Below are 18,057 nucleotides of genomic sequence, written 5' to 3' on the forward strand. Positions count from 1 at the left end.
CGACACCCAGCGCGAGCCAGGGTCTTTTGCAAGCAGCGCCTTCATCGCGAGAACAATCCGTTGGGCCGCCAGATGAGGACGCCGATGAAGACGGCATACGACAGCAGCATCTTGAGGGAGGGGCTGGTGAAATGCATCCCGAGCGCCTCGACCACGCCGAGCAGCAGGCCGCCGACGAGGCTGCCCGCGATGCTGCCGAAGCCGCCGAGCGTGATCACGATCAGCGCGGTCACGGTGTAGGGCTCGCCCATCGAGGGCGAGATTTCGTAGGTCGTCGAGAGCAGCCCGCCGGCCACGCCCGACAGCCCGAGGCCGATGCCGAACATCAGCGGATGCAGCCGCTTGGTGTTGATGCCCACGAGCTGCGCGCCCACCGGCGATTGCATGAGTGCGCGCACCGCCTTGCCCAGCAGCGTGAGCTTGAGCAGCGCGATGAGCGCGAGGCTCAGCGCCAGCGCAATGCCGAAGAGCACCAGCTTGTTCGCGGTGAAGCGCATGTCGGCGAACTGCACCGGCTCGGCAAGGTACTCGTAGCCGCGCAGGTCACCGCCCCAGATCAGGAGCGCGGTGTTCTGCACCAGGAACATCAGGCCGAAGCCGACCATCAGGCTGCGCGCCTCGAACACCTCCACATTGGGCGCGCGCGCCGCGACCTGCCGGAAGCACAGCCAGTGCACCGCCATGCCGATCGCCATCAGCACCGCGAAAGCGACCGGCAGGAACACCAGCGGCGAGACGCCCCACGCGCTATGCGCCCACCAGGTCAGGAAGGCGCCGAGCATCAGGAACTCGCCGTGCGAGATGTTCATGATGCGCATCAGGCCGTACTGCAGGTTCAGCCCGATCGCCACGAGCGCGTAGATGCCGCCCGTGATCAATCCGCCGGCCAGCAGCTCGGCCCATCCACTCCACGACACGTTATTTCCAGGCGGGCTTGGGGCTTTGGAGCTGCGCGGTGGCGCGGTCCTTCGGCCAGACGACTTCGAACTCGCCCTTCTGCCACTGCGCGACGGTGCCGGGGATCGAGGCGTTCTCGCTGCCCTCGAAGCGGATCGGGCCGAGGATGGTCTTGAACTCGTTCTTCGCGATCAGGTCGCGCAGCGCCTTGCGGTCGAGGCCGACCTTGCCGACGGCCTGCTGCAGGATCTCGAGCCCGGCCCAGCAGTGGCCGCTGGCCCAGCGGTCGGGTTCCTTGCCGAACTTCCTGGTATGCGCATCGAAGTAGGCCTTGGCTTCGGGGCTGGTCTTGGCGTTCCACGAGCCCATGCCGATCACGCCTTCGGCGTTCGCCTGCATGACGTTCGTGTAGAGCTGGAAGGCCGTGCCGACGGAAGCGTAGAAGAACTTCGGGTTGAAACCGATCTCGCGCGACTGCTTGCTCGCGAGGAGCGTGTCCGGCGGATAGGTGATGCCGATGAAGGCGTCGGGATTCAGGTCCTTGATGGTGCGCAGCACCGGCGCGAGGTCCGTCACGCCCAGCGGGTAGCTCTTGCGATCGACCACCTGGATGCTGGTCTTCTTGAGCGCGGCGTTGAGCGCGGCGAAGTTCTCCAGGCCGAAGAGGTCGTCCATGTAGACGATCGCGATGGTCTTCACGTTGTTGGCCACCAGCATGTCGACCAGCGCGCCCATCATCTTGTCCGGCTGCTGGAGCATCGAGAAGAAGTACGGCAGGCGCATGTCGATCAGCTTGCGCGACAGCGCGGTGGGCGCGAGCATCGGATAGCCGAAGCGGTTGGCCAGCGGCGCGACGGCGAAGTTCGCGCCCGAACCCCATGGCGGCAGGATGAGGTCGACCTTGTCGCTGCCCATGAGCTTCTCGAAGGTGCGCACGCAGGTCTCGGTCTCGCTGCGGTCGTCGTAGCCGATCAGTTCGATGGGCCGCTTCGCGCCCTTCACCGAGAGCCCGCCCGCGGCGTTGACCTGTTCGGCCCACAGCAGGTAGTTGGGTTCCTGGCTGACCTGTGCACCGCCGGCCCACGGGCCGGTGCGGGCGATGGCATAGCCCACGCGCACCGGCGCCCCCTGCGCGAAGAGCTTCGGTGCGACGGCGGCGGCGCCGAGCGCGGTGGCGGTTCCCTGGATCCAGCGGCGGCGATTGGCGTTGTGAAGCATGCAGTCTCCTTTTCCGGCGCCCTGATGCGTCCGGTGCCGGCATCGTAGGAAGGACGCCGGCCGCCCGCTGTGCCTTCTGCGCACAAAGCGCTTGTCGCAGCGTGCACGCCGCTAGTGGTTAACCCGCAAGCCTTGCGGCGATCGCCGCACCGGACAATAGTCGGGCTTTCAACCGCTGATCCATGGCCGCCTCCTCACTCCTGTCGACCGACGAAGTGCCCTCGCGCGAACGCGCGCCGGTGTGGCGCGACTGGGTGTGGCGCCATTTCGGCGGGCTCGAATCCGACCTGTACGGCGACACCGAATTCGAAGGCCACCTCGCCGCCTCGCACGCCGGCGACGTGATCCTCACGCGGCTCGAAGCCAACCGCCACCGCGTGCTGCGCACCCGGCAGATGGCACGCACCAGCGAAGCGCCCTACCTGAAGATCGTCGCGCCGTGGCAAGGTTCGGCGGAAGTCGTTCAGTGCGGGCGCGCGGCGGCGGTGCGTGCCGGCGGCTGGACGCTCTACGACACCACCACCGACTACACCGTCGCCAACCCCGAGCGCAGCGATCACCTGATCGTGATGCTACCCAAGGACCAGATCGCCCCGCCGGGCCTGCCGCTTCGCGATCTCGTGGCGCGGCGCATCGGCGGCGGCAGCGGCATCTCGCGCGTGGCGCTTGAGACCATGCGCAACACCTACCAGGAGCTGCCCTGCATGAGCGAAGCGGCGGCGCGGGGGCCGGCGAACTGATCATCCAGCTCGTGCGGCTCTCGCTGATGGAACTGGCCGGACAGGACACGCCGCGCACGCAGCGCGAGGCCCTGAAGGACCGCATCCGGCGCCATGTCGCACAGCATCTGCATGATCCGGCCCTGTCGATCGAGGCGATCGCACAGGCGCTGCGGTGCAGCAAGCGGCATCTGCACAACGCCTTCGCCGGCGACGACGACACGCTGACCGGCTACATCCTCCAGCAGCGGCTCGCCGCGTGCATCCGCGGCCTGCAGGACCCGGCGAACGCCGCACGCTCGATCACCGACATCGCGCTGGCTTCGGGCTTTTGCAATCTCTCTCATTTCAGCCGTGTGTTCCGCGAGCACACCGGCGGCAGCCCGAGCGAGTTCAGGCAGCGCGCGAGGCGAGGCGCCTGAGGCGTGGACGCGCCGTCCGCGAATCGCGCCTTCCGCGCAGCCGATTGGGCGGCCGGCCTGTCGATCGCCGGGCTGCTGCTGCCCGAAGCCGTGGCCTATTCGGGCATTGCGGGGCTGCCGCCGCAGTCCGGCGTGATCGCGCTGCTCGTGGGCCTGTTCATCTACGGCCTGCTCGGCACCAGCCGCTTCGCGATCATCTCGGCCACCTCTTCGTCCGCCGCCGTGCTGCTGGCGGCCACCAGTTCGGCCGCGCAGGGCGATCTCGCCATGCGGCTCGCGCTCGGCGCGGGCATCGTCGTGCTGGCCGGCGTGTTCTTCCTGATCGCCGCGGCGGCGCGGCTCGGCGCCGTGTCCAACCTGATCGCCAAGCCGGTGCTGCGCGGCTTCGCGCTGGGCCTGGCGCTGACCATCGTGGTCAAGCAGATGCCCAAGGTGGTCGACGTTCAGCCGGCGCACGGCGATTTCCTGCGGCTCGCGTGGGAGCTGATCGCAAGGCTCGGCCAATGGAACTTCGCGGGCCTCGCGATGGCGGCGATCGGCGTGGCCGTGCTGCAGGGCCTGGGCCACTGGCGCGCGACCCGCGCCGTACCCGCCGCGCTGCTGGTGATCGCGACCGGCATCGCGCTCGACCTGGCCGGCGTGTGCCAGCAATGGGGCATCGGCGCGGTGGGCCCCATCGATTTCAGGCTGGAGGCCCCGAGCCTGCCGGCACTTTCGCGCGAGATGTGGCTGCGCATGGGCGAGCTCGCGTTCGCGATGGCGCTGATCCTCTATGCGGAGTCGTACGGATCGATCCGCACTTTCGCGCTGCGGCATGGCGACCACGTCTCGGCCAACCGCGACCTGCTGGCGCTCGGCGCGGCCAATCTCGCCTCGGGCCTGTTCCAGGGCATGCCGGTCGGCGCGGGTTTTTCGGCCACCTCGGCCAACGAAGCCGCCGGCGCCCAGACCCGCGCGGCCGGATTGATCGCGGGCGGCGTGGTCCTGCTGGCGGCGATCGCGCTGCTGCCGTGGATCGCCCACACCCCCGAGCCGCTGCTGGCGGCGATCGTGATGCATGCGGTCGGCCACACGCTGAACCCGGGCAGCCTGCGCCCCTATTTCTCGTGGCGACGCGACCGGCTGGTCGCGCTCGTGGCCTTCGTCGCGGTGCTGCTGCTGGGCGTCCTGGACGGCCTGCTGACCGCCATCGGCGTCAGCCTGCTGCTCCTGCTGCAGGGAATGTCCCGCGCGCGCGTGAGCTGGCTGGGCCGGCTCGGCGAGAGTCACGATTTCGTCGACATCGCGCGGCACCCCGAGGCGCGCGTGCCGACCGGCATGCTGATCGCGCGGCCCGAGACGCCGCTCTTCTTCGGCAACGTCGAAGCGGTGTTCGCCACCATCCGGCTGCAGCTGAGGCAGGCGCACGGCCTCGATCACGTGGTGCTGAGTCTCGAGGAATCGGCCGACCTCGACGGCACCAGCATCGAAGCCCTGTGCGACTTCGCGGCCTACGTCCGCCAGCACGGCGCCCAACTGATTCTTGCCCGCGTGAAGGACACGGTGCGCGACCTGCTCGCCCAGGTGCGATCCGACGATCTGCCGCCCAGCGCCTACGCAGCCTGGAGCGTCGACGACGCGGTGCAGCAGTCCGACCAGCGCGCCGCCGCCGCAGCGGCAGCGGCAGCGGCAGACACCGTCAGGCCAGCGCTGCCGTGACCGCGAGCCCCGGCACGGCGTTGCGCACCGAGAGCCGGCCGCCGTGCGCCTCGGCCACCAGCCGGCACAGGTACATGCCGAGCCCGACGCCGCCGGTCGCGCGCTGGCGCGCGCTGTCGGTGCGATAGAAGGGCTCGGTCAGCCGGTCGAGCTGGGCCGCCTCGACACCGGGGCCGAAATCGCGCACTTCCAGTTCGATGCCCTGCCCCGCGCGGCGCAACGTCAGATGCGGCGGCTGCGGGCTCTCGGCGCCGTGGCGCAGGGCGTTGTCGAGCAGGTTGCGCACCAGCAGGCGGATGCGAGCGCGGTCCAGCGAAAGCGCCGGCAGATCGGTCGGCGCGTCGATGACGACCCGCTCGCCGCCCTCCAGTTCGCCAGCCACTTCACGCACCAGCGCGGCGAGATCGACCGGTTCGCGGTGCAGCGCCGCATGCGGGCTGGCGAGCCGCTCGCTTTCGAGCAGGTCGCTGATCAGGTCGCGCATCTCCGCCAGATCGCGCAGCAACGCCGCACGCTCGGTCGCGCCTTCGGGCGTGGCCGGCAGCAGCTCGGCGTTGAGCCGCGCGCGGGTGAGTGGCGAGCGCAATTCGTGGCTCAGCGCCAGCAGCAGCGCCCGCTTGGCATCGAGCATGCTCTGGATGTCGCGCGCCATGGTGTTGATGCGTGCCGCGAGGTCGCCCAGCTCGTCGCGCCGGCGCAGCGGGATCGGCGCGTCGAACGCCCCGCGCCCGAAACGCTCGGCGCCGGCGCGGATGTCGTCCAGCGGCTTCAACAACCGCCGCACATAGGCATAGGCCAGCACGATCAGCCCCAGCAGCAGCGCCAGCGTCATCCAGCCGATCCCCTGCGGCTCGCGCTGCCAGGGCAGCGTGCCGAGCCCGAAAGTGACGCGATGGCCGTCGGCGGTGGTGCGGCTGAGCCAGTCGCCCCGCGTGCCGGCGCTATGGTGGCGGCGGTCCGGATGCGAGTCCCAGTTCACCACCGGTCCTTCGATGCGGATCGAGATCGGCAGTCGTGTGACCAGCGCCTTCGCGCGCTCCACATCGGGCGGCGTGCCGAGGTCGGCCACGAGGCGGTCCAGGTAGTCCGTCACGATCGGCCGCGCGGCATCGCGCCAGCCGCTGGAGAAGGCGCGCTGCATGCCGCCGAGGAACACCGCCGTCATCGCCAGCGCGAGCAGCACAAACACGGTGATGAGCCGCACGCGCAGCGAATGGCCCCAGCGCTGGCGCCAGTGACCGGGTCGTCCTTGCCGCCGTCTCATGGGGCGCTCTTGCCCACGGCGAGCATGTAGCCCGCGTTGCGCAGCGTCTTGATGCAGTCCAGCGGCTCGAGCTTCTTGCGCAGCCGGCTCACCACGATGTCGACCGCGCGGGTGTAGAGCTCGGCCTCGTGGCCGCGCAGGCGGTTGAGGATCTCGTCGCGGCTCCAGACCTTGCCGGGCGGGTCGGCGAGCAGCGCGAGCAGTTCGAACTCGGTGCCGGTCAGCTCGATGCGCTCGCCGTGGCGCAGGACTTCGCGCTTGTCGAGGTCGATCGAAAGGCCGTCGAAGTCCCTGCGCTGTGCCGGCGAAGCGGCCGGCGCGCTGCGTTGGCGGCGCAGGATGGTCTGCACCCGCGCCACCAGTTCACGCGGCTCGAAGGGCTTGGGCAGGTAGTCGTCGGCGCCGAGCTCGAGGCCGACCACGCGGTCCATCACCTCGCCGCGCGCCGTCAGCATCACGATGGGAATGTCGCTTTCCTTGCGGATCTCGCGGCACAGCGCGAAGCCATCCATCTCGGGCAGCATGACGTCGAGGATCGCGGCGTCGTAGTGGCCGGCGCGCAGTTTCGCGAGGCCGTCGCTGGGGCGCGTGGTGCTCTCCAGCACGTAGTCGAAGCGCGCGAAGTAGCTCGCGAGCGGTGCGCCCAGGTGCTCGTCATCGTCGATCAGCAGGATGCGGGGCATCCGGGCATTGTGCATACGCCGGCCGCGGGCGGGTCCTGGCTCATCCCCGGCCCCAGCGACGGCCACGATCCATGAAGTCGCGCACCTTCTGCTGCTGCTCCGGATTGAGGCTGTCGAAGAAGTCGGCTGCCGCGGCGATCACCTCGGGGCTGCCGGCCTGCACCGCGGCGGTCTTGTCCTCGACCAGCTTCTTCGCGCGCTCCTGGTCGAGCTTGCCGCCCGCGAACACGGCACGGAATTCGGCGCGCGGATCGCCGCCGCCGCGCAGCGCAGCGCGCTGGGTCTGGATCTTCTCGCTCAGGGTCACGAGCTTGGCTCTCTGCGAGGCGTCGAGCTCGAGCTTGCTGCTCACGCGCTCGACCATGCGCGCACGGAATTCGGCGCGGTCCTGCTCGGAGGCGTTGTGCCAGCCGCCGTGGCGATAGCCGCAACCGGTGAGGCTGCCGGCGACCAGCGCCGCACCGGCGAGGCCGAAGAGGGATCGTTTGAACCAGGGTTTCATGAGCGTCTTCCTTGCGTTGCGATCGGGAATCGATCGGAAGACTGAATGCTCGCGGCGAGCCGCCGCGAAGTCCTTTCGCGGCGGTTTCGCTGTGTTTCGTTTTATTTCGGCGCGGCGCCGAGCGACGAACTACCGGGCCAGCGCGGCCGCGGGATCCTCGGCCTCGACGACCTCGCGCGCCCAGGCTTCGAGCTTGCCGACGTCGGCGCGCAGCACCTCCTGCTTGACCGCCAGGATCTGCGAGGGATGCATGGAGAAGCTGCGCAGGCCCAGCCCCAGCAGCAGGCGCGTGAACATCACGTCGCCGGCCATTTCGCCGCAGACGCTCACGCCCTTGCCCTGGCGGCGGCACTCGGCAATGGTGTCGGCCACCAGCCGCAGCACCGCCGGGTGCGCAGGGTCGTAGAGATGCGCCACCGATTCGTCGGCGCGGTCGATCGCGAGCGTGTACTGGATCAGGTCGTTCGTGCCGATCGACAGGAAATCGAAGTACTTGAGGAAGGTGCGCAGCGTGAGCGCGGCCGCTGGAATCTCGATCATCGCGCCGACCTTCACGTGGCCGTAGGTGACGCCGCGGTTGTCCAGCTCGGCGCGTGCGAAGTCGATGAGCGACAGCGTCTGGCGGATCTCGCTCACGTGCGCGAGCATCGGGATCAGCAGGTGGATCTCGCCGTGTGCCGCGGCGCGAAGGATCGCGCGCAACTGCGTGAGGAACATCGCCGGGTCGGCCAGGCTCCAGCGGATCGCGCGCAGGCCCAGCGCGGGGTTCAGATGGGCGTCGTCACGCACCGACTTGCCGTCGAGCGGCTTGTCCGCCCCGACGTCGATGGTGCGGATCGTGACGGGCATGCCCTGCATGCCGTCGATCGCGCGCCTGTAGGCCTGGTACTGCTCCTCCTCGTCGGGCAGCCGCGTCTTGCGCTGCGACTCACGGCCCATGAAGAGGAATTCGCTGCGGAAGAGGCCCACGCCGACGGCGCCTGCCTTGACGGCCCCGATCGTGTCCTCGGGCATCTCGATGTTGGCGAGCAGCTCGACGCGCTGGCCATCGAGCGTGACCGCCGGCTTGTGCCGCAGCCGCGACAGCCGCCCGCGTTCGAGATCGCCCTGGCGCTGCTTGAATCCGTATTCGGCCAGGATGATCGGCGACGGGTCGACGATCACCACGCCGGCATCGCCGTCGATGATGACCCAGTCGTCCTGCCGCACGAGCTGGCTCGCGCTGCGAGCGCCGACCACGGCAGGGATGTCCATGCTGCGCGCGACGATCGCGGTGTGCGAGGTGCGGCCGCCCACGTCGGTCACGAAGCCGGCGAACACGCTCTTCTTGAACTGCAGCATGTCGGCCGGCGAAAGGTCGTGCGCAATCAGCACCAGCGGCGCATCGAAGGCCTCGCCGGCGAGGGAATCGGCATGGTCCGCGTCGTCGTTCTCGGCGGCAGCGCGCTTGCGCCGCGGCGGCGGCGGCGCGAGGACCGCAGCCGTGCCCTTCATGCGGTGCAGCAGGCGCTCGACGACCTGCTCCAGATCGGCCTTGCGCTCGCGCAGGTACTCGTCCTCCATCTCGTCGAACTGGCGCGCGACGATTTCGAGCTGGGTGGTGAGCGCCCATTCGGCGTTGTAGAGGCGCTCGACGATCCAGTGCTTGACGCCGGTGGTGAGCACCTCGTCCTGCAGCAGCATCTGGTGCACGTCGAGCAGCGCGGAAAGCTCGTGCGGCGCGTCGTTGGGGCCCATCAGCGCGACGCTCGCCTGCAGCTTCTGGAGCTCTTCGGCCACCCCGTTGCGCGCGACCCGCACGCGGTCGATTTCGGCTTCGATTTCCTCGGGCTTGATGAAGTAGTGCGCGACGTCGATACGGCTCGACACCACGAGCACCGCACGCCCGATGGCGATGCCGCGTGCAACCGGAAGACCGTGGATCGAAAATGTCATGATCTCAAGGCGCCAAGCGCCTCCCCCGCAAACGCCGCAGTGGCCGCCAGGGCCGCGCAGCCGGCCCGTTCGCAGGCACCCGCGGAACCGGCTTCGCCGGGCCGCCAGGGTGCGCCCCCTCGAGGGGTTGCAGAGCCACACGAAGTGGGCGAGGCTGGGGGTGGTCTTCATCACTCGCCTTCGCCGAACTTGTCGTTCATGAGCGCGACGATGGCATCGAGCGCCTCCTGCTCGCGCTCGCCGTCGGTCTCGACGTCCACCGTCACGCCGAGACCGGCGGCCAGCATCATCACGCCCATGATGCTCTTGGCATTGACGCGGCGGTCGCCGCGCGCCAGCCAGACTTCGCAGGGATAGCTCCCCGCGAGCTTGGTGAGTTTGGCCGAGGCGCGCGCGTGCAGGCCCAGCTTATTGCTGATGGTCACGGATGTCTTGATCACTGTGCTTTCTTCTTGCCTGGTTCTGAGGAGCGGTGACTGCGACTTGCATGACGCCCGCCGTTCCGCCGGTGAGCGCGCGCTGCACGAGGGTCTCGAGCGGCTCGTTGCGGTAGCTCACGGCGCGCAGCAGCATGGGCAGGTTGACGCCCGCCACGAGCCGCGAACGGACGCCGTCGACGAGCTTCTGGGCCACGTTGCAGGGCGTCGCGCCGAACACGTCTGCCAGCACGAGCACCTGCGAGCGCTGCGTCCGCTGGAGCTGCGCGAGCGTGATGCGCGCGGCCGCGAGGGTCTCGTCCGGCGAGACGTTGGGCAGCACATCGAGCGCGACGATCGACGACTCGCAATCGGGAAACACATGCAGCGCGCATTGCCGCAACGCATTCGCGAGCGGCACGTGGGCGATGATGAAGATGCTGTTCATGCGGGTCGACCTGTTGCCTCTGGATTATGCGGGGGCATCCACGGGAGGAACTGCGTTCGCAAGGCTTGATTTTTCGCACTCACGGGATGCGGAACCCTTCAAAGAACGTCGCCACGGCTTCTGTCGATGACGGCGTCCCCGAGACGGTGGCCTGGTAGACCGAAGCGCCGCCGTCCGGGCGACGATGGGCGAACCACAGCACGTGCGCGGCGTCCGCCCCCTGCGTATCGAGGCGTACCGGCGCCGGTGAGGATGCGGCTCGGGCCAGGACCGCCGGCGACTCGACCACGGGCACGCCGGCCAGTTGGCTGCGCGTGGCCGCGTGCCGTGCGCGCAGCCAGACCTCGGCCTGCTCGGCAGTCGCCGCCCGCGCGTGAGCGACCGCAAACGTCGCGTCGCCCGCCTTGCAGCCGGCCATGTCGACCGGAATCGACCCACCGCCGAGCGGCAGATCGCGCGTGGCGCGCTCGGGCCTGCACGGCAGCAGTGCGATGACGCCCGCATCGCCGACGGGGACTTCACGCCAATTGAAAGTCGGGCTGCAGGCGACGAGGACGGCCGTCCCGGCGGCGAGCACGGCACGACCCAGGCGATAGGGGGTTGACATGGAACGGCCATTATCGAACCCGCCGATCGGCGAACGGGCGGCCGGCACATTTCGACAGGCGGAACTAGAATCGCGGTCGGACACCTATCCGCCCACCATGAAGAAACTCATTCCCGCCGCCCTTCTGGCCCTTGCCTTGGTTGTCGGCGCGGGCGTTTACCTGAGCACCGGTGCTTCCGCCGCACCGGCCTCGACCTTCGTCCTGCTCGACGGCACCAAGAAGAGCACCGAGGACCTCAAGGGCAAGGTGACGCTGGTCAACTTCTGGGCCACGAGTTGCGTCACCTGCGTCGCCGAGATGCCCCAGGTGATCGCCACCTACGACAAGTACAAGGACCGGGGCTACGACACCCTCGCCGTCGCGATGAGCTACGACCCGCCGGCCTACGTCGTCAATTACGCCGAGACGCGCAAGCTGCCGTTCAAGGTGGCGATCGACAACACCGGCGCGGTGGCGCAGGCCTGGGGCGACGTGAAGCTCACGCCGACCACCTACGTGGTCAACAAACGGGGCGAGATCGTGAAGCGCTACGTCGGCGAGCCGGACTTCGCCGAGCTTCACAAGCTGATCGAGAAGCTCCTGGCGGAAGCTTAAGCCGCCCCTCCGGAGCCGCGCCCGTTCCAGAAGAAACACCGCGAAACCGGCTTTGCCGGAGCGCCGGTGCCGGGATTTTCCCGCGGGCGGGACTAGAGAGAACCCGCAGGATGTCCCGCCGCCGAAGTTTGCTAATCTGCGCATCCCGCAGCCACGCGCCCACCGCCACCCATGACCGCTTCCTTCGAGCCCGCGAGACGCCGACCGGGGCCGCATGACGCCGGCGCCCTGCTCGCACTCGCCGCGTTCGTCAGCTGCGACGGCTTCACCGCCTGGACTGCCGCGCTGCACCTATGAGCCATTCGACGTCGCGCCCGCTGCCATTGGCGGACATGCCCGAGATCATGCTGCTCACGCCCGACAAGGCGCACGAGTTCGACGCCACCCGCGCCATCTTCCGCGACTACGCGGCCTCGCTCGGCATCGATCTCGGGTTCCAGCATTTCGACGAAGAGCTTGCGGCCCTGCCGGGCGAGTACGCCGAGCCGCGCGGCGCGCTGCTGCTGGCGTTGGTCAGCACCGCGGACACGGCCGTGCCGGTGAACGCTCAGCCGCTGCAGCGAGCCAATGGCGGTCTTGCACATGTCGCGGGCTGCTGTGCGCTGCGCCCGCTGGATTCGGCCGACTATCCCAACGCCGCGGAAATGAAGCGCCTGTATGTACGGCCCGAGTTTCGCGGGGTGGGACTGGGGCGGCAGCTGGTTGAAGCCATCCTGGATGCCGCGCGCGGCGCCGGGTATGCGTGTGTGCTGCTCGACACGCTCGACGACATGGAATCGGCGCGGGCACTTTATGAAGATCTGGGCTTCGTTGAGGTGCCCCCTTACTACCACAACCCCATTCCCGGATCGCACTACCTCAAGGTGGAGCTGTAGCTCTCCCCCAGCCTCGCTCACTTCGTGTGCTCGGACACCCCCTTCCGGGGGCAACGCCGGCGGCCCGGCGAAGCCGGTTCCGCGGCGTTTCCCGCGAACGCGGTATCGGAATCAGCTCTTGGCTTGGGCAAGCAGGGTGTCGGCGTCGCTGACTTCGAACTTGCCGGGCGCCTCCACATTGAGCGAAGCGACCTTGCCGTCCTTCACGAGCATCGAGTAGCGGTTGCTGCGCACGCCCATGCCGCGCGCGGTCAGGTCGAGCGTCAGGCCGGTGGCATTCGCGAACGCTGCACTGCCGTCGGCCAGCATGCGAACCTTGCCGGAGGTCTTCTGGTCGCGGGCCCACGCGCCCATGACGAACGCGTCGTTCACGCTCACGCACCAGATTTCGTCCACGCCCGCTGCCTTGAAATCGTCGAAATGCTGGACGTAGCCAGGAACATGCTTGGCGGAACAGGTGGGCGTGAAAGCGCCCGGAAGCGCGAACAGCGCGATCGTCTTGCCGGCCGCCGCCTTGGTCACGTCGACGGGGTTCGGGCCGATGCTGCAGCCCTCGCCTTCCACCTCCGAGTATTCCTGCAGCGTTGCGGAAGGAAGGGTGTCGCCAACTTTGATCATCTGAAGTGCTCCTGAAAAAGAAAAACGGCCCACATTGTGGGCCGCTTTTGCGTTGGCTGCGTTGCCGCGGAGATCAGACCAGAGCGGCCTTCTCGACCAGGCGGGTCACAACCCAGTTCTTCGACTTCGAGATCGGACGGCTTTCCGTGATCTCGATGATGTCGCCGAGCTTGTACTCGCCCTTTTCGTCATGGGCGTGGTACTTGCTGGTCTTGGCCACGATCTTGCCGTAGAGCTCGTGCTTGACACGACGCTCGACCAGCACGGTCACGGTCTTCTGGCGCTTGTCGCTGACCACCTTGCCGATCAAGGTGCGCTTGAGGGACTTTTTAGCTTCCGTCATGGTCACTCCTTACTTGGCGGCTTCTTGCTGCTTCTGAGCAAGAATGGTCTTCGCACGCGCGATGTCACGACGGGTGATGCGCAGCGTTGCGGTGTTCGACAGTTGTTGCGTGGCCTTCTGCATGCGCAGGCCGAAATGGGCCTTCTGCAGATCCTTGATTTCGGCTTGCAGGCCGGCAACGTCCTTGTTGCGCAGCTCAGCAGCCTTCGACGTCTTGGCGTTTGCCGCAGCGTCCTTCTTCTTACGTGTTGCCATGGTGTTCTCCTCGATCAGGCGCCGAGCTGGCGTGCGACGAAGGTCGTGCGCAGCGGAAGCTTGGCAGCAGCCAGACGGAAGGCCTCGCGAGCGAGTTCTTCAGGAACGCCGACGATCTCGTAGATCACCTTGCCGGGCTGGATTTCGGCGACGTAGTACTCGGGGTTGCCCTTGCCGTTACCCATCCGCACTTCGGCGGGCTTGTGGGAAATCGGCTTGTCGGGGAACACGCGAATCCAGATACGGCCACCGCGCTTGACGTGACGCGAGATCGCGCGACGTGCGGCTTCGATCTGGCGGGCCGTCAGGCGGCCGCGGTCGATCGACTTGAGGCCGAAGTCACCGAACGACACCGCGTTGCCGCGCGTCGCGATGCCGGTGTTGCGGCCCTTTTGTTCCTTGCGGAACTTTCTGCGTGCAGGTTGCAGCATGTTTGTTACTCCGTAGTTCTAAGACCGATCACTCGGTCTTGGCACCGTCCGCTGCTGCAGCGGGCGCGGCTTTGCGGACGCGCTTAACGGCGGGTTTCGAGTCTGCACCGCCCGCTTCTGCGGGCTTGTCGCTGCCGTCGGCCGGAGCGGTGTTGCCACCGATCGGGCCACGGGCACCGGCGCGGGGGCCACGGCGGTCAGAGCCGGGACGGTCGCCACCGGGGCGGCCATCGCGACGCGGGCCACGTGGGCGACGCTCTTCTTCAGGACGCGGCGTTTCGACGGCCGGCAGGTCGTTGCGACCCAGCGTGTCGCCCTTGTAGACCCAGACCTTGACGCCGATGACGCCGTAAGTGGTCTTGGCTTCCGAGGTGCCGTAGTCGATGTCGGCGCGCAGCGTATGAAGCGGCACGCGACCTTCGCGATACCACTCGGTACGAGCGATTTCGATGCCGTTGAGGCGACCGGCCGACATGATCTTGATGCCCTGGGCACCCAGACGCATGGCGTTCTGCATCGCACGCTTCATCGCGCGGCGGAACATGATCCGCTTCTCGAGCTGCTGCGTGATGCTGTCGGCGATCAGTTGCGCATCGATTTCGGGCTTGCGCACTTCTTCGATGTTGACCGCGACCGGCACGCCGAGCTGCTTGCCCAGTTCGCGCTTGAGGTTCTCGATGTCCTCGCCCTTCTTGCCGATCACGACGCCCGGACGTGCCGAGTAGATCGTGATGCGCGCGTTCTTGGCGGGACGCTCGATCAGCACGCGCGAAACGGACGCGTTCTTGAGCTTCTTCTTCAGGTACTCGCGCACCTTGATGTCTTCGGCCAGCATGCCCGCGAAGTCGCGGTTGCTTGCGTACCAGCGGCTGGACCAGTTACGGCTGACCGCGAGGCGGAAGCCGGTTGGGTGGATTTTCTGTCCCATATTTCTGCCAGCCTCTTAGTTGCCAACCGTCACGTACACATGGCACGTGGGCTTGCTGATGCGATTGCCGCGACCCTTGGCGCGCGCGGTGAAGCGCTTGAGCGTGGCGCCTTGCTCGACGTAGATCGTCTTGACCTTCAGTTCGTCGATGTCGGCACCGTCGTTGTGCTCGGCGTTGGCGATCGCCGACTCGAGCACCTTCTTCACGATCACAGCGGCCTTCTTCTGCGTGAACTGCAGAATGTTGAGCGCTTGATCGACCTTCTTGCCGCGGATCAGGTCGGCGACCAGACGGCCCTTATCGACCGAAAGGCGGACGCCGCGGAGGACTGCACGTGTTTCAGACATGGTCGTTCCTTACTTCTTCTGGACTTTCTTGTCCGCGGGGTGCCCCTTGAACGTGCGCGTGAGCGCAAATTCGCCGAGCTTGTGGCCGACCATCTGGTCGGTGATGTACACAGGCACGTGCTGCTTGCCGTTGTGCACGGCAATGGTCAGGCCGATGAACTCGGGCAGGACCATCGAGCGACGCGACCAGGTCTTGATCGGCTTCTTGTCCTTGGTCGTCACGGCCTTGTCGGCCTTCGCCAGCAGGTGGTGGTCGACGAACGGACCCTTCTTGAGAGAGCGAGTCATTTGCTATCCCTTACTTCTTGCGACGCGACACGATGAAGACCTGCGTGCGCTTGTTGTTGCGGGTGCGATAACCCTTGGTCAGATTGCCCCACGGGTCGACAGGATGACGGCCTTCGCCGGTCTTGCCTTCGCCGCCACCGTGCGGGTGGTCCACAGGGTTCATCACCACGCCGCGAACGGTCGGGCGGATACCCATCCAGCGCTTCACACCGGCCTTGCCGAGTTGGCGCAGGCTGTGCTCTTCGTTGGCGACTTCACCGATGGTCGCGCGGCACTCGACGTGCACGCGGCGGACTTCGCCCGAACGCATGCGGACCTGGGCGTAGACGCCTTCACGGGCCAGCAGCGTGGCCGAGGTACCGGCCGAGCGGGCGATCTGCGCACCCTTGCCGGGCTGCAGTTCGATGCAGTGGATCGTCGAACCCACGGGGATGTTGCGGATCGGCAGCGTGTTGCCGGCGCGGATCGGGGCTTCCGAACCGCTCAGCAGCGTTGCACCGGCTTCCAGACCGCGCGGGGCGATGATGTAGCGGCGCTCGCCGTCTGCATAGCAAACGAGGGCGATGTGGGCGGTGCGGTTCGGGTCGTACTCGATGCGTTCGACCTTGGCCGGGATGCCGTCCTTGTTGCGCACGAAGTCCACCACGCGGTAATGGTGCTTGTGGCCACCACCCTTGTGACGGGTCGTGATGTGACCGTTGTTGTTGCGGCCGGCCTTCTGGAATTGCGATTCCAGCAGCGCCGCGTGCGGTGCACCCTTGTACAGGTGATCGCGCGAAATCTTCACCGCGCCGCGTTGGCCCGGCGAAGTGGGTTTCTGCTTGATGACGGCCATGATTAAGCGCCTTCCCCGACGAGGTTGAGCTCTTGACCGGCCTTCAGCGTCACATAGGCCTTGCGAACGTTGTCGCGGCGGCCGACGGACTTGCCGAAGCGCTTGGTCTTGCCCTTGGTATTGAGCACCGACACGCCCTGAACTTCGACCTTGAACATCAGTTCGACAGCGGCCTTGATCTCAGGCTTGGTGGCGTCCTGCAGCACCTTGAAGGTGACTGCGTTCGACTTTTCGCCAACCATCGTGGCCTTTTCGGACACGATCGGGGCGACCAGCACGTTCATCAGGCGACCTTCGTCGAACTGACGCTGTGCGGGAGTAGGGTTCATGCGGCTCATGCGAACATCTCCTTGAGCTTGTCGACAGCACCCTTGGTGACCAGCACCTTCTTGTAGTGGACCAACGAAACCGGATCGGCGTAACGCGGCTCGACCACGAGCACGTTCACCAGGTTGCGCGATGCCGGTACAGGTTCTCGTCGACTTCCTCGGCGATCACGAGCACGGACTCGAGATTCATCGCCTTGAACTTGGCGGCCAGGGCCTTGGTCTTGGGCGAATCGACCTTGATCGAATCGACCACAGCCAGACGGCCTTCGCGAGCGAGCTGCGAGAAGATGGAGGCCATGCCGGCGCGGTACATCTTCTTGTTGATCTTCTGCGTGAAGTTTTCGTCAGGCATGTTCGGGAAGATGCGGCCGCCCCCACGCCACAGCGGCGAGGAAGTCATACCGGCACGGGCGCGGCCCGTTCCCTTTTGCTTGAAAGGCTTCTTGGTCGAGTGCTTGACCTGCTCGCGGTCCTTCTGGGCGCGCGTGCCTTGGCGTGCATTGGCTCGGTAGGCAACGACGATCTGGTGAACCAGGTCTTCGTTGAAGTCACGGCCGAACACGGTTTCCGGCGCGTCGTACTTCGACGCCGCCTGACCTTGTTCGTTCAGGAGTTCGAGTTCCATTACTTCGCTCCTTCAGCGGCTTGCGGCTTGGCCTTGATGGCCGGACGCACGGTGACAAAGCCACCCTTCGAGCCCGGAATCGCACCCTTGATCAGGAGCAACTGACGCGCTTCGTCGATACGGATCACATCGAGGTTCTGGGTCGTCACGGTGACGTCGCCCAGGTGACCCGTCATGCGCTTGCCGGGGAACACGCGGCCGGGATCCTGCGCCATACCGATGGAGCCGGGAACGTTGTGCGAACGGCTGTTACCGTGCGAGGCGCGCTGCGAACCCATGTTGTGGCGCTTGATCGTGCCGGCGTAGCCCTTGCCGATCGAGGTGCCCTGCACGTCGACCTTCTGGCCCACAGCGAAGACGCTGCCGACGGCAATCGCACCACCCGCCTTGTGCTGGGCAGCGGCGTCTGCGGTCACGCGGAATTCGCGGATGATTTCGCCAGCTTCGACGCCCGCCTTGGCGAGGTGACCGGCTTCGGGCTTGGTCACGCGCGATGCCTTGCGCGAACCGAACGTCACTTGAAGTGCGACGTAGCCATCGTTCTCTTGGGATTTGATCTGGGTCACGCGGTTGTTGGACACATCCACCACCGTGACAGGAACTGCGTCCCCGTCATCGGTGAAGAGACGCATCATCCCCACCTTGCGGCCCAGCAACCCGAGGGAGTTGCTCAGACTCATTGGTTTTCTCCAAAACTTCCGCCGCTGCCACTTCAATTGGCGACAGCGTTTGGTATGCGAAAGAAGGTTGATAAAGCCCCGCTCAATGCGCGGCATGC

Annotated in this window: 23 protein-coding genes and 2 pseudogenes; 5 read left to right on the plus strand and 20 right to left on the minus strand. The window is 67.0% G+C overall.

Annotated elements, in window-relative coordinates; genetic code table 11:
* Positions 1-41: 41 nt before the first annotated feature.
* A complete protein-coding gene (locus tag ACQ858_RS20450) occupies positions 42-917 on the minus strand; it encodes a branched-chain amino acid ABC transporter permease (protein ID WP_431274374.1) in 876 nt (291 codons plus the stop codon).
* A gap of 1 nt (position 918) precedes the next feature.
* Entirely contained in the window at positions 919-2,115 is a 1,197-nt protein-coding gene (locus ACQ858_RS20455) for an amino acid ABC transporter substrate-binding protein (RefSeq protein ID WP_431274375.1), read from the minus strand.
* Between the two features lie 182 nt (positions 2,116-2,297).
* On the opposite strand from ACQ858_RS20455, the pseudogene ACQ858_RS20460 reads away from it, so the two are divergent.
* Positions 2,298-3,256, plus strand: a pseudogene (locus tag ACQ858_RS20460) (helix-turn-helix domain-containing protein).
* A 3-nt stretch (positions 3,257-3,259) separates the two neighbouring features.
* A complete protein-coding gene (locus ACQ858_RS20465; protein ID WP_431274376.1) occupies positions 3,260-4,954 on the plus strand; it encodes a SulP family inorganic anion transporter in 1,695 nt (564 codons plus the stop codon).
* On the opposite strand, the gene ACQ858_RS20470 is transcribed toward ACQ858_RS20465, so the two are convergent.
* The 7 genes from ACQ858_RS20470 to ACQ858_RS20500 all read right to left on the minus strand — a co-directional run bounded on the left by ACQ858_RS20470 (position 4,935) and on the right by ACQ858_RS20500 (position 10,809).
* Complete coding sequence (locus ACQ858_RS20470; protein WP_431274377.1) at positions 4,935-6,218, minus strand: HAMP domain-containing sensor histidine kinase; 1,284 nt, start codon at positions 6,216-6,218, stop codon at positions 4,935-4,937. The two genes, ACQ858_RS20465 and ACQ858_RS20470, sit on opposite strands and share 20 nt — an antisense overlap.
* Entirely contained in the window at positions 6,215-6,901 is a 687-nt protein-coding gene (locus ACQ858_RS20475; RefSeq protein ID WP_431274378.1) for a response regulator transcription factor, read from the minus strand. Before ACQ858_RS20475 ends, ACQ858_RS20470 begins: the two co-directional genes overlap by 4 nt.
* A 40-nt stretch (positions 6,902-6,941) precedes the next feature.
* Positions 6,942-7,403: a Spy/CpxP family protein refolding chaperone gene (locus ACQ858_RS20480; protein ID WP_431274379.1), complete on the minus strand. Its 462-nt coding sequence runs from the start codon at positions 7,401-7,403 to the stop codon at positions 6,942-6,944.
* Positions 7,404-7,532: 129 nt separating this feature from the next.
* Positions 7,533-9,338 (minus strand): phosphoenolpyruvate--protein phosphotransferase, encoded by a 1,806-nt coding sequence (gene ptsP, locus ACQ858_RS20485; protein WP_431274380.1) that lies wholly within the window; start codon positions 9,336-9,338, stop codon positions 7,533-7,535.
* A 170-nt stretch (positions 9,339-9,508) separates the two neighbouring features.
* Positions 9,509-9,778, minus strand: coding sequence for an HPr family phosphocarrier protein (locus ACQ858_RS20490; protein ID WP_431274381.1), 270 nt, complete (start codon positions 9,776-9,778; stop codon positions 9,509-9,511).
* The gene (locus ACQ858_RS20495; protein ID WP_431274382.1) at positions 9,747-10,202 is read right to left on the minus strand and encodes a PTS sugar transporter subunit IIA; all 456 of its coding nucleotides are present in this window, start codon (positions 10,200-10,202) and stop codon (positions 9,747-9,749) included. The genes ACQ858_RS20490 and ACQ858_RS20495 overlap by 32 nt, the downstream gene beginning before the upstream one ends.
* 79 nt (positions 10,203-10,281) lie before the next feature.
* Positions 10,282-10,809 (minus strand): hypothetical protein, encoded by a 528-nt coding sequence (locus ACQ858_RS20500; RefSeq protein WP_431274383.1) that lies wholly within the window; start codon positions 10,807-10,809, stop codon positions 10,282-10,284.
* A 97-nt stretch (positions 10,810-10,906) separates the two neighbouring features.
* On the opposite strand from ACQ858_RS20500, the gene ACQ858_RS20505 reads away from it, so the two are divergent.
* The 3 genes from ACQ858_RS20505 (at position 10,907) to ACQ858_RS20515 (ending at position 12,279) form a co-directional block, all read left to right on the plus strand.
* Positions 10,907-11,404, plus strand: coding sequence for a TlpA disulfide reductase family protein (locus ACQ858_RS20505; RefSeq protein ID WP_431274384.1), 498 nt, complete (start codon positions 10,907-10,909; stop codon positions 11,402-11,404).
* Between the two features lie 171 nt (positions 11,405-11,575).
* Positions 11,576-11,701: a hypothetical protein gene (locus tag ACQ858_RS20510; protein WP_431274385.1), complete on the plus strand. Its 126-nt coding sequence runs from the start codon at positions 11,576-11,578 to the stop codon at positions 11,699-11,701.
* Positions 11,698-12,279: a GNAT family N-acetyltransferase gene (locus tag ACQ858_RS20515; protein ID WP_431274386.1), complete on the plus strand. Its 582-nt coding sequence runs from the start codon at positions 11,698-11,700 to the stop codon at positions 12,277-12,279. Before ACQ858_RS20510 ends, ACQ858_RS20515 begins: the two co-directional genes overlap by 4 nt.
* A gap of 111 nt (positions 12,280-12,390) precedes the next feature.
* Here ACQ858_RS20515 and ACQ858_RS20520 read toward each other — a convergent pair whose 3' ends face one another.
* The 11 genes and pseudogenes from ACQ858_RS20520 to rplC form a co-directional block, all read right to left on the minus strand.
* On the minus strand, positions 12,391-12,897 hold the full coding sequence (locus tag ACQ858_RS20520) for a peroxiredoxin (RefSeq protein WP_431274387.1): 507 nt from the start codon (positions 12,895-12,897) through the stop codon (positions 12,391-12,393).
* A gap of 73 nt (positions 12,898-12,970) precedes the next feature.
* Complete coding sequence (rpsQ, locus tag ACQ858_RS20525) at positions 12,971-13,240, minus strand: 30S ribosomal protein S17 (protein ID WP_431274388.1); 270 nt, start codon at positions 13,238-13,240, stop codon at positions 12,971-12,973.
* A 9-nt stretch (positions 13,241-13,249) separates the two neighbouring features.
* Positions 13,250-13,495 (minus strand): 50S ribosomal protein L29, encoded by a 246-nt coding sequence (gene rpmC, locus ACQ858_RS20530; RefSeq protein WP_431274389.1) that lies wholly within the window; start codon positions 13,493-13,495, stop codon positions 13,250-13,252.
* Between the two features lie 14 nt (positions 13,496-13,509).
* Positions 13,510-13,926: a 50S ribosomal protein L16 gene (gene rplP, locus ACQ858_RS20535; protein ID WP_028250943.1), complete on the minus strand. Its 417-nt coding sequence runs from the start codon at positions 13,924-13,926 to the stop codon at positions 13,510-13,512.
* Between the two features lie 28 nt (positions 13,927-13,954).
* On the minus strand, positions 13,955-14,854 hold the full coding sequence (gene rpsC / locus ACQ858_RS20540) for a 30S ribosomal protein S3 (RefSeq protein WP_431274390.1): 900 nt from the start codon (positions 14,852-14,854) through the stop codon (positions 13,955-13,957).
* Positions 14,855-14,869: 15 nt separating this feature from the next.
* Positions 14,870-15,202 (minus strand): 50S ribosomal protein L22, encoded by a 333-nt coding sequence (gene rplV, locus ACQ858_RS20545; RefSeq protein ID WP_019657678.1) that lies wholly within the window; start codon positions 15,200-15,202, stop codon positions 14,870-14,872.
* A gap of 9 nt (positions 15,203-15,211) precedes the next feature.
* Positions 15,212-15,490, minus strand: a complete 279-nt coding sequence (gene rpsS, locus ACQ858_RS20550) for a 30S ribosomal protein S19 (protein WP_068640579.1) — start codon at positions 15,488-15,490, stop codon at positions 15,212-15,214.
* Between the two features lie 10 nt (positions 15,491-15,500).
* Positions 15,501-16,325, minus strand: coding sequence for a 50S ribosomal protein L2 (gene rplB, locus ACQ858_RS20555; RefSeq protein ID WP_431274391.1), 825 nt, complete (start codon positions 16,323-16,325; stop codon positions 15,501-15,503).
* A gap of 2 nt (positions 16,326-16,327) precedes the next feature.
* A complete protein-coding gene (gene rplW / locus ACQ858_RS20560) occupies positions 16,328-16,663 on the minus strand; it encodes a 50S ribosomal protein L23 (protein ID WP_093162195.1) in 336 nt (111 codons plus the stop codon).
* Positions 16,660-17,279: pseudogene (gene rplD, locus ACQ858_RS20565) on the minus strand (50S ribosomal protein L4). The gene rplW and the pseudogene rplD overlap by 4 nt, the downstream one beginning before the upstream one ends.
* Complete coding sequence (gene rplC, locus ACQ858_RS20570) at positions 17,279-17,959, minus strand: 50S ribosomal protein L3 (protein WP_088954963.1); 681 nt, start codon at positions 17,957-17,959, stop codon at positions 17,279-17,281. The pseudogene rplD and the gene rplC overlap by 1 nt, the downstream one beginning before the upstream one ends.
* Between the last annotated feature and the right edge of the window lie 98 nt (positions 17,960-18,057).

The sequence above is a fragment of the Variovorax ureilyticus genome, from assembly GCF_050632185.1.
Lineage (GTDB): Bacteria > Pseudomonadota > Gammaproteobacteria > Burkholderiales > Burkholderiaceae_C > Variovorax > Variovorax ureilyticus_A.